Source organism: Bradyrhizobium icense (assembly GCF_001693385.1).
GTDB lineage: Bacteria > Pseudomonadota > Alphaproteobacteria > Rhizobiales > Xanthobacteraceae > Bradyrhizobium > Bradyrhizobium icense.
The window spans coordinates 1,530,178-1,545,087 of record NZ_CP016428.1; the positions used below are offsets into that span (position 1 = coordinate 1,530,178).

Genomic DNA, 14,910 nt, shown 5'->3' on the forward strand with positions numbered 1-14,910 from the left:
CTTGAAAACCTAAATCCTATCTGATGCCGAGTGTCTTGTGCGTCTGCAGGCTGAGCCGCCATTGCGGATGGCGCAGGCAGTAATCGACCGCACGCGCGGTGTTTTCGAGCACGTCGGGCCCATCCATCGGCTGCAGCGAAAAGCGCTCGAAATCGAGCCCCGCAAAATCTTCCGGCGCCGCGCCCGCCTGCGGATAGACCAGCTTCAACTCGTGGCCGCGGCGCACCACGAGCTCGGCGCCGGCTTTCGGACTGACGCAGACCCAGTCCATCCCCTCGGGCGGTTCGATCGTGCCGTTGGTCTCGATGCCGATGGCGAAGCCGCGCGCATGCAGCGCATCGATGAAAGGGGGATCGACCTGCAGCAGGGGCTCGCCGCCGGTCAGGACCACGTAGCGGTTGGTATTCTCGCCGGTCCATTGCCCGGCGATGGTGTCGGCGAGATCGTCTGCCGTGGCATAGCGGCCGCCGAGCGTGCCGTCGGTGCCGACAAAGTCGGTATCGCAGAACTGGCAGGTGGCGCTCACGCGGTCCTGTTCGCGGCCGCTCCAGAGGTTGCAGCCGGAAAAACGGCAAAACACTGCCGCGCGGCCGGCATGCGCGCCTTCGCCCTGCAACGTCAGAAATATCTCTTTGACGGCGTAGCTCACCATCTCTCCTTGGACCGCAGCCCTTCCGGAAGCGCGGAACCGGTCTGGCGCAGCGCCTCGCCCAATGCCATGGCGGCCGCCATCGCCACATTGAGCGAGCGCAAGCCCGGCCTGATCGGGATCATCAGCCGCGCATCTGCGGCAGACGCGACCTCATCCGTAACCCCTGCAGATTCACGCCCGAATAACAGGACATCGTCCTTCTCGTAGCGGAAATCCAGATAAGAACCGGCCGCCTTGGTCGTAAACAACACCAGCCGGAAACCCGCTTCGTTACGCCATTGCTCGAATTTTGACCATGAGTCATGGCGCGTAAGGGCCACATGATCGAGATAGTCCATTCCCGCCCGACGGAAATGCCGGTCCGAGATCGGAAACCCCGCCGGCTCGATAATGTGGGCCGCCACGTCCAGGCACGCACACAGACGCAGAATCGTCCCCGTGTTCTGGGGAATATCAGGCTGGAAAAGCGCTATGTGCATAGAGTCGGGCTTCGGAAGCGCGGATGAAATGATTGAATAATCACGATCGGGCGCAGATTTAGTGCATTGCACGCTTGCGAGCCGATAGCGGGCTTGCGCTCTCACGGCAAGGGTGCCAATAGAACGATTCTGGACTGCTTGTTCCGCCGGAATGGGGGAGGAAAAGCGGTTTTTCTGCCGCCGCGGGGGCCGCGGGCGCCGGCAGCCTCTTCCGGGGCGCGCTTTTGCGTGGGTCCGGGGCGGTTCCGCTGGCTGCAGATAAGAAAGGGCTTGAGATCGTGACGACAGCGTCTTCGGCGGACCATCCGACACGCCGTGATTTCCTTTATGTTGCAACGGGAGCCGTCGCCGCCGTGGGCGCGGCCGCCACGGTGGTGCCGTTGGTTTCCCAGATGAATCCGGATGCCTCCACGGTCGCGGCCGGTGCGCCGATCGAGGTCGACCTGACCCCGATTGCCGAAGGACAGGACATCAAGGTGTTCTGGCGCGGCAAGCCGATCTACATCAGCCACCGGACCAAGAAGCAGATCGAAGACGCCCGCGCGGTGTCGGTATCGAGCCTGCCCGATCCGCAGAGCGATGAGCAGCGGGTCAAGCCGGGCCATGACCAGTGGCTGGTCGTGGTCGGCATCTGCACCCACCTCGGCTGTATCCCGATCGCCCATGAGGGCCAGTACGACGGCTTCTTCTGTCCCTGCCACGGGTCGGTGTACGACACGTCGGGCCGCATCCGTCAGGGACCCGCGCCGACCAACCTGGACGTGCCGCCCTACACCTTCGTTTCCGATACCAAAATCCAGATCGGCTAAGGGCTCGGACGCCAGTCCGAGTCCCCCTTAAGCCGTCGCGTCGTTTTACTTCCTCAGGATCGCATCAATGAGCGGACCATCCGATTTCCAGCCGACCAATCCCGCCTTGAAGTGGATCGAACGGCGCCTCCCGATCATGGGACTCATGCACTCCTCGTTCGTGGCGTATCCGACGCCGCGTAACCTGAACTACTGGTGGACCTTCGGCGCCATCCTTTCGCTGATGCTGGGCGTGCAGATCCTGACCGGCGTGATCCTGGCGATGCACTACACGCCGCATGCCGATCTCGCCTTCAAATCGGTCGAACTCATCGTCCGCGACGTCAATTACGGCTGGCTGCTGCGAAACATCCACGCCTCCGGCGCCTCGATGTTCTTCTTCGCGGTCTACATCCACATGTTCCGCGGCCTCTATTACGGGTCGTACAAGGAGCCGCGTGAAGTGCTCTGGATCCTCGGCGTCATCATCTATCTCCTGATGATGGCAACCGGCTTCATGGGCTATGTGCTGCCGTGGGGCCAGATGAGCTTCTGGGGCGCCACCGTCATCACCAACCTGTTCTCGGCCGTGCCATATTTCGGCGAGAGCATCGTGACGCTGCTGTGGGGCGGCTATGCCGTCGGCAATCCGACGCTGAACCGGTTCTTCTCGCTGCACTACCTGCTGCCGTTCGTGATCGCGGGCGTCGTCGTGCTGCACATCTGGGCGCTGCATGTGGCGGGCCAGAACAATCCGGCCGGCGTCGAGCCGAAGACCGAAAAGGACACGGTGCCGTTCACGCCTTACGCAACCATGAAGGACATGTTCGGCGTCTCCTGCTTCCTGCTGTTCTACGCCTGGTTCATCTTCTACATGCCGAACTATCTCGGCGACGCCGAGAACTACATCCCGGCCAATCCCGCGGTAACGCCCGCGCACATCGTGCCGGAATGGTATTACCTGCCGTTCTACGCCATCCTCCGCTCGATCCCGAACAAGCTTGCCGGCGTCGTGGCGATGTTCGGTGCGATCATCGTGCTGGTGTTCCTGCCCTGGCTCGACAGCGCCAAGACGCGGTCGTCGAAATATCGTCCGCTGGCCAAGCAGTTCTTCTGGATGTTCGTTGTCGTCTGCATCGGCCTTGGCTATCTCGGCGCCCAGCCGCCGGAGGGCATCTATGTCATCGTCGGCCGCATCCTGACCATCCTCTACTTCGCCTATTTCCTGATCCTGCTGCCGTTGCTGTCGCGGATCGAGAAGCCCCGTCCGGTGCCGAACTCGATCGCGGACGACGTGCTGGCCAAGTCGGGCGGCAAGGCTGCGCCGATGGTCTCGACTGTGATCGCGCTGATGGTGGCCGGGGGTCTGCTTCTGGGCGGCGCCGAGAGCGCCCGGGCCGCCGAAGGCAGCGCCAAGCCGCCGGCGCAGAAGTGGTCGTTTTCCGGCCCGTTCGGCAAGTTCGACCGCGGCGCCATGCAGCGCGGTCTGAAGGTCTACAAGGAGGTCTGCGCCTCCTGCCATGGCCTGTCGTTTGTCGCCTTCCGCAATCTCGCCGAAACCGGCGGTCCCGGTTACTCGGTGGCGCAGGCCGCAGCCTTCGCCTCCGAGTACAAGGTCAAGGACGGCCCGAACGACCAGGGTGAGATGTTCGAGCGGCCGGGCCGGCCCGCCGATTATTTCCCGTCGCCGTTCCCCAACGAGCAGGCGGCACGTGTGGCCAATGGCGGCGCATTTCCCCCGGACCTGTCGCTGATCACCAAGGCGCGCAGCTACGGCCGCGGCTTCCCGATGTTCCTGATCGACTTCTTCACCCAGTATCAGGAGCAGGGACCGGACTACGTCATGGCGCTGTTGCAGGGCTATGAAGACAAGCCGCCGGCTGGCTTCAATCTGCCGGAAGGTTCCTACTACAACACCTACTTCCCCGGCCACGCCATCAAGATGCCGAAGCCGTTGAACGACGGTCAGGTCACCTACGACGACGGCTCGCCGGCGACGGTTGAGCAATACTCCAAGGACGTCACCACGTTCCTGATGTGGGCTGCGGAGCCGCACATGGAGGCGCGCAAGCAGCTCGGCCTGCAGGTGTTCGTGTTCCTGATCCTGCTCACCGTGCTCCTGTACTTCACCAAGAAGAAGGTCTGGGCCAACGCCCACTGAGCTTCATTGAAGCGTCATGAATTCGGAAAGGCCCCTTCGGGGGCTTTTTTGTTGAGCCCAGCAATGCGCCGGCGGGCGATTGCGTCCCGATCCCGCAGCGGCCAAAATGGCTGCAACCGATCGAGAGTCAGCGGAGGAACCCATGGGCACCCACATCACCTTCAAGCGTCCGGACGGCAAGGAAACCGCCGGCTATCTCGCCAACGCCGCGCGCGGCAACGCTCCGGGCGTGGTGGTGGTGCAGGAGTGGTGGGGCCTGTCGGAGAACATCAAGGGCCTGTGCGACCGCTTTGCGGCGGCCGGCTTCGATGCGCTGGCGCCCGATCTCTACAAGGGCGTCGTGGTGCCGTATCACGATACGGACGCGGCCAACGCGCAGATGAACTCGCTGGATTTCATGGACGCCACCACGCAGACTGTGCGGGGCGCCGCGCAATATCTGGCGCGCAACGGCGCCAAGGTGGGTCTCACCGGCTTCTGCCTCGGCGGCGCCGTGACCATCATCGGCGCGACCAAGATTGCGGAGCTCACGGCGGGCGTCGTATTCTACGGCATTCCGCCGGAGCAGGCCGCCAAACCTGCCGACGTGAAAATCCCGCTGCAGGCGCATTTCGCCAACAAGGACGACTGGTGCACGCCGGCCGCGGTCGACGCCTTCGAAAACGCGATGAAGGACGCCGGCAAGTCGCTCGAGCTGTTCCGCTACGATGCCGAACATGCCTTCGTAAACGAGCAGCGCGCGGCCGTGCATGATCGCCAGGCCGCCGAGCTCGCCTGGGGCCGGGCGACGGAGTTTTTCAGGAAGCATCTCGGCTAAGCTGAGCGCATTTCGGCGAAGGAGTTGGCTGCGCATGAAAATCTTCTGCACGGGCGCATCGGGCTATATCGGCGGGTCGGTCGCGGCGCATCTCATTGTCGCCGGACATCAGGTGACCGGATTGGTTCGCTCGCCTGAAAAAGCCGAAGCGGTTCGCGCGCGAGGCGTCCAGCCCTTGCTGGGAACGCTCGACGACAGGGAAATCCTGGCGCAGGCGGCGCAGGCCGCCGACGTCGTCGTCAATGCGGCGAGCGCCGACCACCGAGGCGCGGTCGAGAGCCTGCTCGGCGCGCTCGCCGGAAGCGGCAAGCCGTTCATCCACACATCGGGATCGAGCATTGTCGGCACGCGGGCCAAGGGCCAGCGGTCGGATGCGATCTTCGACGAAGACACGCCCGTCACGCCGTCGCCCGCGCGGATGGCGCGAGTCGCGCTGAACGAGTTCATTCTGTCCCATCGCGATAAGGGATGTCGGCCGGTCATCATCTGTCCGAGCCTGATCTACGGCAGAGGCCTTGGCGCAGGACCTGACAGCGTGCAGGTGCCGTTGCTGATCAATCTCGCAAAAAAACGCGGCAACGCGGCGCATGCCGGCCCCGGCGAGAACATCTGGTCCAACGTGCATATCGACGATCTCGTGACGCTCTACGCGCTTGCCATCGAGAAAGCGCCGGCCGGTAGCTTTTATTTCGCCGAGAATGGCGAGAGCTCGATGCGCGAAGCGTGCGAAGCCATCAACCGCATGTTGGGTTTTGCGGGACCGCCAACGGCGATGTCGATGCAGGAGGCCGCCGCTGAATGGGGCGAGGGCACGGCCGAGGATACGATGGCGTCGAACAGCCGCGTGCGGGCCAAGCGCGCGCGGGACGAACTCGGCTGGCAGCCGCGGGCACGCAGTCTGATCGACGAGATCGAGCACGGGTGCTATCGGGAGTAGGCGAGCGGAGCATAGCAGGCGGGACCGCTCCCGATGCTGTCGTCCCTGCGAACGCAGGGACCCATACGCCGCGGCCTATCGTTCTGGAAAATGCTGTTCGACGACTTCGCGCAACAATGACTCCCTGTGGTTATGGGTTCCTGCTTTTCGCAGGAGCGACGTCAGTTATGAGGCGCTGCCTATCCCTGCCTCACCCCATCCCACCACGCGCACGTCCCCGACATCAGCTTGTAATTGCCCTCCATCACCTGCACCGGCGCGCGCAGGCCAGAGGCTGCGGCGCGCAGGCGCATCTCGCGCGCGACTGCGCGGTCTTCGGGCGGCAGCCAGATGCGTTCGTGGCCCCATAGGCTCGGGCCGTCATGCATCTCGACCGGCTGCCATGTCGCGGGATCGATTTCGCGGCCGCCCCAGCCGCATTCGATCATGAAGGACGATGGCGTCCTGGCGTAGAACGAGGTCATGAAATCGTTGGTGTGGCGGCCGAGCGTGACGCTGACGCGGCCTTCCGTCTGCGCGATGTCGTAGCACTGGCCGACGTCGTCGAGCGAGAACAATTCCACCATCAGATGGTGCATGCCGTGCCTGCCGGTCTCGATCAACGCGAGGCTGTGATGCCGCGCATTGACGTGGAAGAAATAGGCGCGGAACGGTTTTGAGATGTAGTCGGAGAGGCCGAAGCCGAGCACGTCGACGTAGAACGCCATGACAGGTTCGATATTCTCGACCGTCAGCACGGCGTGCCCGAGCCCGAGCGGGCCGGTGCGGAAGCCCGAGATCGACCGCCCTGGCACGAACGGCGTGTCGTCGATCTCGGCGCCATAAAACGCCTCCAGCCGGTTGCCGGCAGGATCGTGGAACGAAATCAGGCCGCGCACGCGCCGCGCGTCGGCCAGCGTCTGCGGTTCAGCCACGACATGCACGCCGGCCGCTTCCAGCCGCGCCGCCAGCGCATCCAGCGCCGTGCTGTCGGCGACCTCCCAGCCAAAGAAGCGCGCCCCTTCGCCTATCGCGCGGTCGATGACGATGCGCTGCTTGCGGTCGTCCATCCGGAAGGCCAGCAGCGAGTTGCCGCGCTCGACCGCCTGCAGCCCGACGAGGCCGGTCCCGAACTGCCGCCAGTCATCGAGGTTATCGGATCCGAAGCCTGCATATCCCAGACCCAGCAGTGCCATCCTTGCCTCCATGGTTTGCAATCTTTGCGCGTTGAAAGCGCCGCTGCTTGCTCAAATCCTACGCAGATTTGGCACCGCCCGACACCCAAAGTTGGCTTCGGGCGGGCGTCCCGGCCCATCCCCTCCCTTGACATCGCCTCCGCCGGATGGTGATTAGGTTCCCATGAGCACCGTTGTTACCCCCTCCCGTCTCTGGTGGCGCACCTCCTAAGAGGTGGCCGGTGCGATTTCATTTTTTCAATCGTCGAAGGTCGCCATCGCAGTGCGACGGTCCCTTCGTTTGTCCTGTGTGGCGCGCCCTCCCGAAGTTTCGTAAGAGGATCACATGAACAGGACAGCCTTCTCCCTGCCGGAGCACAGCGAATACCGGACCGCCGGCGGTCTCGTGATTTCGCGCGCCGTCGAGCAATTCACCGGCAACGCCAAGCGCCTTGACGACCTGATCGATCTGCTCGATCGCCGCCGTGGCGTGGTGCTGTCGTCCGGCACCACGGTGCCGGGGCGTTATGAGAGCTTTGACCTCGGCTTTGCCGATCCGCCGCTGGTGCTGGAAACGGCCGGCTCGAATTTCTCGCTCCAAGCGTTGAACGCGCGCGGCGAGGTGCTGATCGCCTTCCTCGGCAACGTGCTGCGCGAGCCCTGCGTCGTGATTTCGGAGCGAAGCCCCACGCGGCTGGCCGGCCATATCATCCGCGGCGCCGCGCCGGTCGAGGAAGACCAGCGCACCCGCCGTGCCAGTGTGATGTCGCTGGTGCGCGATCTCGTCGCCGCCTTTACCGCAAACGATGATCCGCTGCTCGGCCTGTTCGGCGCCTTCGCCTACGACCTCGTGTTCCAAATCGAGGATCTCGTGCAGAAGCGGGCACGGGAGGCCGACCAGCGCGATATCGTACTCTACGTGCCGGATCGCCTTTTGGCCTACGACCGCGCCACCGGCCGTGGCGTGGTGTTGAGCTACGATTTCTCCTGGCAGGGAAAGTCTACCCAGGGCCTGCCGCGCGACACCGCTGAGAGCGTTTACGCCAAAACGCCGCGCCAGGGCTTTGCCGATCATGCGCCCGGCGAATATCAGGCAACGGTCGAGGTCGCACGTGCGGCGTTCGCGCGCGGCGACCTGTTCGAGGCAGTGCCGGGGCAATTGTTCGCCGAGCCCTGCGAGCGCTCGCCGGCGGAAGTGTTCCAGCGGCTCTGCCGCATCAACCCGTCCCCCTATGGCGCGCTGATGAATCTCGGCGACGGCGAATTTTTGGTGTCGGCCTCGCCGGAAATGTTCGTGCGTTCCGACGGACGCCGGGTCGAGACCTGCCCAATTTCGGGCACCATCGCGCGCGGCGTCGATGCGATCGGTGATGCCGAGCAAATCAGGCAGTTGCTGAACTCGGAGAAGGACGAGTTCGAGCTCAACATGTGCACCGACGTCGACCGCAACGACAAGGCGCGGGTCTGCATCCCCGGCACGATCAAGGTCTTGGCGCGGCGGCAGATCGAGACCTATTCGAAACTGTTCCACACCGTCGACCATGTCGAAGGCATGCTGCGCCCGGGCTTCGATGCGCTGGATGCCTTCCTGACCCATGCCTGGGCGGTCACCGTGACGGGTGCGCCGAAATTGTGGGCCATGCAGTTCGTCGAGGACAACGAGCGCTCGTCGCGGCGCTGGTATGCCGGCGCGATCGGCGCGGTGAATTTCGACGGCAGCATCAACACCGGGCTCACTATCCGGACCATCCGCATGAAGGATGGGCTGGCTGAAGTGCGCGTCGGCGCCACCTGCCTGTTCGATTCCGATCCGGCCGCCGAGGACCGCGAGTGCCAGGTGAAGGCGGCCGCGCTGTTCCAGGCGCTGCGGGGCGATGCGCCAAAACCGCTGTCGACCTTTGCGCCCGACGCCACCGGCTCGGGCCGCAAGGTGCTCTTGATCGACCACGACGACAGTTTTGTTCATATGCTGGCGGACTATTTCCGGCAGGTCGGCGCAAGCGTAACCGTGGTCCGGCACGTCCATGCGCAGGAGATGCTGAAGCGGAAGGGCTGGGATCTCCTGGTATTGTCGCCGGGCCCGGGTCGCCCTGAGGATTTTGGAATCTCGAAGACCATCGGAACGGCGCTGGACCGAAAACTGCCGATCTTCGGTGTCTGTCTCGGCGTGCAGGCGATCGGCGAGTATTTTGGCGGCCAGCTTGGCCAGCTCACGCAGCCGGCGCATGGACGGCCGTCGCGGATTCAGGTGCGCGGCGGACGGCTGATGCAGAACCTGCCGAATGAGATCGTGATCGGCCGCTATCATTCGCTCTATGTCGAGCGCGACAGCGTGCCCGATGTGCTCGAGGTCACCGCGACCACCGAGGACGGCGTCGCGATGGCGATTGAACACAGGACCTTGCCGGTCGGCGGCGTGCAGTTTCACCCGGAATCGCTGATGTCGCTCGGCGGCGAGGTGGGATTGCGCATCGTCGAGAATGCGTTTCGGCTGAACGTACCCGCTAATTGAGATTGCGAGAGACCAATGACATTCGATCACGACATCAAGGCCACCGTCCGCACCATTCCGGATTACCCGAAGAAGGGCATCCTGTTTCGCGACATCACGACCCTGCTGGCGGATGCGCGCGCCTTTCGGCGTGCCGTCGATGAGCTGGTGCAGCCCTGGGCGGGATTGAAGATCGACAAGGTCGCCGGCATCGAGGCGAGGGGCTTCATCCTCGGCGGTGCGGTGGCGCATCAGGTGTCCGCCGGCTTCGTGCCGATCCGGAAAAAAGGCAAGCTCCCGCACACCACCGTGCGGATCGCCTATTCGCTGGAATACGGTCTCGATGAGATGGAAATGCATGCCGACGCGGTCCGTCCCGGCGAGCGAGTCATCCTGGTCGACGATCTCATCGCCACCGGCGGCACCGCGGAAGGCGCGGTGAAATTGCTGCGCCAGATCGGCGCCAACGTGATCGCGGCCTGCTTCATCATCGATCTGCCCGATCTCGGCGGTGCCGCCAAGCTGCGCGCGATGGAAGTGCCGGTACGCACGCTGATGGCGTTCGAGGGGCATTAGGTTTTTCGCGCGAAACTCTCCACGCGTCGTCCCTGCGAACGGGATCGGAGAGGCCATAACAGACCGGCTGTTCGACGTCAATATTACCCGGATAATATTATTGGCCGGACGGGAGGGATCACGACCGCTGCGGGAGCAAACTGAACTCGAGCTCCCGAAAGCTCGTGTAATTCCTGCGGATCCACTGGTGCAACTCGGTCGATGTATCCCGCTCGTTGCGCAAATAGTCGGTGAAGGAAAAGGTCAGCCGGTCGATATAGGTTTTCAGGAACGAGGGCAGCGCCGATATGCGCAGCACTCGCCCCAGGCCCATCGCCTCGGGCAGTTCGCCACGCACCACGTACTCATTGTCGACCGTAATCAGCGCTTTAAGCGGAATCTGCTCCCGCAACGTCGGATAGGCGCGCGCGGAAACCCGGTCGGTATCGGCCACGAACAGGATGATCGGCGCCACGCCACGCCTCACGGCCTCCTTCAGGAAACCGATCTCGTTGGTCATCTTGAAGAACTCGTCGAACGCATGAAAGCCGAGGTCGATCACCTTGGCGATACCGTCGTTGACGATCAGGCGGTCCATGAGCTGCATCTTGCCGTAGGTGTCCATCACGTCGGCCGTCTCGGTGATGCGCGGCAGATATTCGAGCAGCGATGGTTCCTTCAGGTTGATGTCGAAGGAAGATACCGTCCCGTCCTTCAGCAGCAGGAACTCGCTCAACAGACGCGCGAGCAGCGTCTTGCCGACCAGCGGCCGGGGCGAGCAGATGATGTAGACAGGCGTGGAGCTCATCACCCGCTATATCAAGGAATTTTTCGGCTAATCCAGCCCCGTCGCGGCGGCTATCCGACTATTTTTCGCCGCCGCGCACGCCAGGCTTGGCGCCGACGAGATCGGTCAGCTTGATGCGGTCGAACTCGCTCCAGACGTTGGCGAGCCAGTGCCGGACATAGCCGCGCAGCACGAACGAATAGTTCGCGGCCTCGTCGTCCTTGCCCTTGTTGGCGACGAATTTGAGGAACGGCACCGAGGAAACCTCGACCTGCTCATAGGCCATTTCGTTGAGTTTGGGGATCGTGAGATCGGTGGCGTCCTTGATACGGTGAAAGTAGGAGTTGTAGGTCGACTGGTCCCACTGGAAGAACTGGGTATCGTTGATGAAATTCTTCACCAGGAAATATTTGGCGCCCTGCATGAAGTTCGCGGTCTCGGCGATTTCGTCCAGCGAGGCGATCGAGGGGCCCAGTATATGGAACACGGCAAAGGTGATCTGCCCTGCCTTCGCGGCATCGAGAAAGCCGATGTCGCGGAGCGAAGCCAGCGCCGGCGACAGCAGTCCGGCGCGGACGTCGATCACGGTGACGGAGGGGCTGACAGCGTTCAGCGTATCGAAGATCTTCATCTGATCCGACGTCGTCGTCATGTCGACGATCTCGGTGATGTCGGGGTGGAAGCGTTTCAGGGTGCCGCGCGGCGATTCGGTGTCGAATGCCCGGGTCGGCACGTTGTTGGCGCTGAAATAGTCCAGGAGCGTCCGCGACACGGTCGTCTTGCCGACCCCGCCCTTGTCCGCGCCCACCACAATCACGACTGGCTTTGCCATGGAATTCCCTTGAACAGCAGTTCCGACCGCGGGAGCGGCCGCATGCCCCATTCCCTGCTTTGGGCGCGAACATGGCAGAAACAAGGGAGAATTCAATTCATTAGACGGCCGTCGCCATTATTCGTACTGAATTCGTTAATCCAGCGCGTCGGCAGGGCGGCTATCTAGCGATGCGGGCCCCAAGGGCCGTCCAAGGGGCCGGGGCGCGCGCCTGGAACGCCGGCGGGCTCGCTGGAATCGCTCCACGGGCCCCGGGGAGCCGGCGGTTCGAGCTGCTCCGCGGGCGATTCCTCCGACTCACCGGGTTCAACCGCCGGAAGGGCGAGCGGTCCGGGATCACGGCCACCGGCAAACTGCACCAGCGCCTTGACGCGCGCATCGACCGACGGATGGGTCGCGAACAGGTCGGCAAACCCCTCGCGGGGATTGTCGACGCAGAGCTCCATGACCGCAGACGTCGCGCCGGGCAGCTCGCCGCGGTTCTCGATCTTGCGCAGCGCCGTAATCATGGCGTCGGGATTCTTGGTCAGTTCGACCGAGCCGGCGTCGGCCAATAGCTCGCGCGACCGTGACAGCGCCAGCTTGACGACCTGCGACAACAGCCAGGCCAGCAGGATCAACACGACCGCGATAATGATCGCCATGACGGCGCCGCCGCCGCCTTTGCCGCGGTCGGACGACGAAGAGGAGGAGGACGATGAGGAAGATGACGAGGACGACCAGTCGCTGCCGGTGGAGTTCCACGACAGGTTGGTAAACGTTCGAAAGAACAATTCGCCGAAGAAACCCACCACGCCGGCGATGATCATGGCGATCACCATCAACTGCACGTCACCGTTGCGGATATGCGTGAGCTCGTGGCCGAGCACGGCCTCGATCTCCTGGTCGTTGAGCGCCTGCAGAAGGCCCGACGTCACCGTGATGGAATATTGCCGCTGGTTGAGCCCGGTGGCGAAGGCGTTCAGCGCCGGGCTTTCCATTACCTTCAGCTTCGGCATCGTGATGCCGCGCGAGATGCAGAGGTTTTCCAGCAGATTATAGAGCCGCGGCTGCTGTTGCCGCGTTACGCTCTCGCCGCCGGTCACGGCGTCGATCATGTTCTGGTGGAAGAAATAGGCGATCGCGATCCACAAGGCGGCGATGATTGTCGCGTAGGGGAAGGCTGCGATCAGGTCGCGCGAGGCGCGCGTCAGATAGTAGTTGAGTGAAGCACCGCTATTGAGCACCACTTCCGCAACCAGCGCGCCGGCAAAGACCAGCACATAGATCAGCAGAAACAGCCCGGCGAGCAGCAGCATCGAACGAAACTTGTTCGATGCGATATGCGTGTAGAGACCATACGCGGCCATGATGAGCTTTCGCTAGACGCCGTCATTCCGGGGCGCCGCAAAAGCGGCGAACCCGGAATCTCGAGATTCTCAGGTGCGCAATTGCGCACCTCGGTTCGTCGCTTTGCGACGCCCCGGAATAACGGGGAGGGCGAGGCGCCATATCGATCAGAACTTCACGCTCGGCACTGTCTCGACTTCGGTGCGGCTGGTGCCGAGGTCGAAGAATTCCTTGCGGGTGAAGCCGAACATGCCGGCGAACAGCGCCGCGGGCAGTTGCTGGATGCCGGTGTTGTATTCCTGGACCGCATTGTTGAAGAAGCGGCGGCTGGCCGCGATCTTGTTTTCGAGGTCGGACAGTTCGCTGGCGAGTTGCTGGAAGTTGGCGTTGGCCTTGAGGTCCGGGTAAGCCTCCGACAGCGCGATCAGGCGTCCAAGCGCGCCGCTCAACTGGTTTTCCGCCGCCGACACCTGCGCCGGCCCCTGCGCCGACATTGCGGAATTGCGCGCCTTGATGACGTCGTCGAGCGTGCCGCGCTCGTGGCTGGCGTAGCCCTTCACGGTCTCGACCAGGTTCGGGATCAGGTCGTGGCGCTGCTTGAGCTGGACGTCGATGTCGGCAAAGGCCTGGCTGACGCGCTGGCTGAGCGCGACCAGGCGGTTATACGCAGCGAACGCAAACAGCACGATGATGACGATGACGCCGAAAACGATCCAGCCGGTCGACATGACGGACAACTCCTGTGGGACGAAGAGGCAGGGAAACTAGACGAAAAACCGGGCGCGCGGCAGCCCGCCCGCGAGGTGGGCATGGCTTTAGTCGGAAGTGGAGCGGGATAAGTTCAAGGGCCAACGCTCTGCTGTCATTCCGGGATGGTGCGTAAGCACCAGACCCGGAATCTCGAGATTCCGGGTTCGATGCTTCGCATCGCCCCGGAATGACGGATCAATTAACAGCATCGCCCCATCGCCAGCGGCGGGCGCTGGCATAGTTCGCCTTGGCGCGGCGGGGCACTTTCGCGAAGCTGAGACCTTCCGGCGTGCACAGCTTCGCCGTGATTTCGACCTTGCTGACGGCCGGTTGCGCCAGCACCCGCACCGGGTGCTGTTCAACCGGCGCGCGCGTCAGCGCAACATAAGAAAACCGCTCATCCTCGAACGGCAGCTCCGCGCCCTTGACCTGCTTGTGCGCGCGCGACCGCTGCACGCGCTGGGTGAAATGGCACCAGTCCGGTGCTTGTAGCGGGCATTGGCTGTCATGCGGGCAGGGGGCGGCGACATGTGCGCCCAGGTCGATGAGATGCGCGCGCAGCGCGATGATCCGGGCATAGCCTGCGGGCGTGCCGGGTTCGACGACGAGCAGCGTGTCGTGGGTCTTCTGCCACAACAGTTCGGCGAGCGCGCGTTGCTCGGCATCGCTGATCTCGCCGATCATGTAGCTTGCCACGACAAGGTCTGCCGCATCCGCTTTGGCAAGCACGGCGCGGGCCTCGCCGCGCTGGTAGTCGGTATTACGTAGCCGGGTGCTGTCGCGGGCAAGATCCAGCGCCAGCGTGCGTAACGCGTCGTTGGCGTCGAGCATGGTAAAATGCTGCAGCGACGGGAAAGCTTCGGCCGCCGCCCAGGTCGCCGTTCCAGGCCCGGCGCCGACATCGAGCAGAGTTTCTGGTGCGAGGTCAGGCCTGATCTCGACGAGTGCGTTCAGGCTGGCAATGACTGCGGCGTAGGTCGCGGGCATCCGTGCCAGCGCATAAGCGAGCGCATCTGTTTCCGAGCGGATGGTGCCGGAGCCGCCACCGCTGCGATAGGTCCGAGAGATCGAAGCCGCGCGGCCGGCGGCATCACTGCGCGAAAAGCCCCGCAGCTTGCCGTCGAGCGCGGCCTTCAGTTCGGCGGGGAGGTCGGGTGAGGTCATCTCGTCTTGTCATG

14 protein-coding genes are annotated in these 14,910 nt (G+C 63.6%); 6 read left to right on the forward strand and 8 right to left on the reverse strand.

Annotation, left to right across the window (positions count from 1 at the left end):
• Positions 1-16 precede the first annotated feature (16 nt).
• The gene (gene queE / locus LMTR13_RS07270) at positions 17-649 is read right to left on the reverse strand and encodes a 7-carboxy-7-deazaguanine synthase (RefSeq protein ID WP_065732499.1); all 633 of its coding nucleotides are present in this window, start codon (positions 647-649) and stop codon (positions 17-19) included.
• The gene (locus tag LMTR13_RS07275; protein ID WP_065727295.1) at positions 646-1,131 is read right to left on the reverse strand and encodes a tRNA (cytidine(34)-2'-O)-methyltransferase; all 486 of its coding nucleotides are present in this window, start codon (positions 1,129-1,131) and stop codon (positions 646-648) included. Before LMTR13_RS07275 ends, queE begins: the two co-directional genes overlap by 4 nt.
• Before the next feature lie 278 nt (positions 1,132-1,409).
• Between LMTR13_RS07275 and petA the strand changes: the two genes are divergently transcribed.
• The 4 genes from petA (at position 1,410) to LMTR13_RS07295 (ending at position 5,834) form a co-directional block, all read left to right on the forward strand.
• Positions 1,410-1,940 carry a ubiquinol-cytochrome c reductase iron-sulfur subunit gene (gene petA / locus LMTR13_RS07280; protein WP_065727296.1) on the forward strand — a complete coding sequence of 177 codons (531 nt, stop codon included), beginning with the start codon at positions 1,410-1,412 and terminating at the stop codon, positions 1,938-1,940.
• Positions 1,941-2,007: 67 nt separating this feature from the next.
• The gene (locus tag LMTR13_RS07285; protein WP_065727297.1) at positions 2,008-4,080 is read left to right on the forward strand and encodes a cytochrome c1; all 2,073 of its coding nucleotides are present in this window, start codon (positions 2,008-2,010) and stop codon (positions 4,078-4,080) included.
• A 142-nt stretch (positions 4,081-4,222) separates the two neighbouring features.
• The gene (locus LMTR13_RS07290; protein WP_065727298.1) at positions 4,223-4,897 is read left to right on the forward strand and encodes a dienelactone hydrolase family protein; all 675 of its coding nucleotides are present in this window, start codon (positions 4,223-4,225) and stop codon (positions 4,895-4,897) included.
• A 34-nt stretch (positions 4,898-4,931) separates the two neighbouring features.
• Positions 4,932-5,834, forward strand: coding sequence for an NAD-dependent epimerase/dehydratase family protein (locus LMTR13_RS07295; protein ID WP_065727299.1), 903 nt, complete (start codon positions 4,932-4,934; stop codon positions 5,832-5,834).
• A gap of 179 nt (positions 5,835-6,013) precedes the next feature.
• Here LMTR13_RS07295 and LMTR13_RS07300 read toward each other — a convergent pair whose 3' ends face one another.
• Positions 6,014-7,009: a VOC family protein gene (locus tag LMTR13_RS07300; protein ID WP_065727300.1), complete on the reverse strand. Its 996-nt coding sequence runs from the start codon at positions 7,007-7,009 to the stop codon at positions 6,014-6,016.
• A 325-nt stretch (positions 7,010-7,334) separates the two neighbouring features.
• Here LMTR13_RS07300 and LMTR13_RS07305 point away from each other — a divergent pair, with 325 nt between their 5' ends.
• Together LMTR13_RS07305 and LMTR13_RS07310 are read left to right on the forward strand one after the other, a co-directional pair.
• Positions 7,335-9,500, forward strand: a complete 2,166-nt coding sequence (locus tag LMTR13_RS07305) for an anthranilate synthase component I (RefSeq protein WP_065727301.1) — start codon at positions 7,335-7,337, stop codon at positions 9,498-9,500.
• A 15-nt stretch (positions 9,501-9,515) separates the two neighbouring features.
• Positions 9,516-10,055: an adenine phosphoribosyltransferase gene (locus LMTR13_RS07310; protein WP_065727302.1), complete on the forward strand. Its 540-nt coding sequence runs from the start codon at positions 9,516-9,518 to the stop codon at positions 10,053-10,055.
• A 118-nt stretch (positions 10,056-10,173) separates the two neighbouring features.
• Here the strand turns inward: LMTR13_RS07310 and LMTR13_RS07315 are convergent, their stop codons facing one another.
• The 5 genes from LMTR13_RS07315 to LMTR13_RS07335 form a co-directional block, all read right to left on the reverse strand.
• On the reverse strand, positions 10,174-10,842 hold the full coding sequence (locus tag LMTR13_RS07315; RefSeq protein ID WP_065727303.1) for a P-loop NTPase family protein: 669 nt from the start codon (positions 10,840-10,842) through the stop codon (positions 10,174-10,176).
• Between the two features lie 58 nt (positions 10,843-10,900).
• The gene (locus LMTR13_RS07320; RefSeq protein WP_065727304.1) at positions 10,901-11,653 is read right to left on the reverse strand and encodes a P-loop NTPase family protein; all 753 of its coding nucleotides are present in this window, start codon (positions 11,651-11,653) and stop codon (positions 10,901-10,903) included.
• Positions 11,654-11,817: 164 nt separating this feature from the next.
• A complete protein-coding gene (locus LMTR13_RS07325; protein WP_065727305.1) occupies positions 11,818-13,002 on the reverse strand; it encodes a M48 family metalloprotease in 1,185 nt (394 codons plus the stop codon).
• A gap of 147 nt (positions 13,003-13,149) precedes the next feature.
• Positions 13,150-13,710, reverse strand: coding sequence for a LemA family protein (locus LMTR13_RS07330; RefSeq protein WP_065727306.1), 561 nt, complete (start codon positions 13,708-13,710; stop codon positions 13,150-13,152).
• Between the two features lie 217 nt (positions 13,711-13,927).
• Positions 13,928-14,896: a small ribosomal subunit Rsm22 family protein gene (locus LMTR13_RS07335; protein WP_065727307.1), complete on the reverse strand. Its 969-nt coding sequence runs from the start codon at positions 14,894-14,896 to the stop codon at positions 13,928-13,930.
• Between the last annotated feature and the right edge of the window lie 14 nt (positions 14,897-14,910).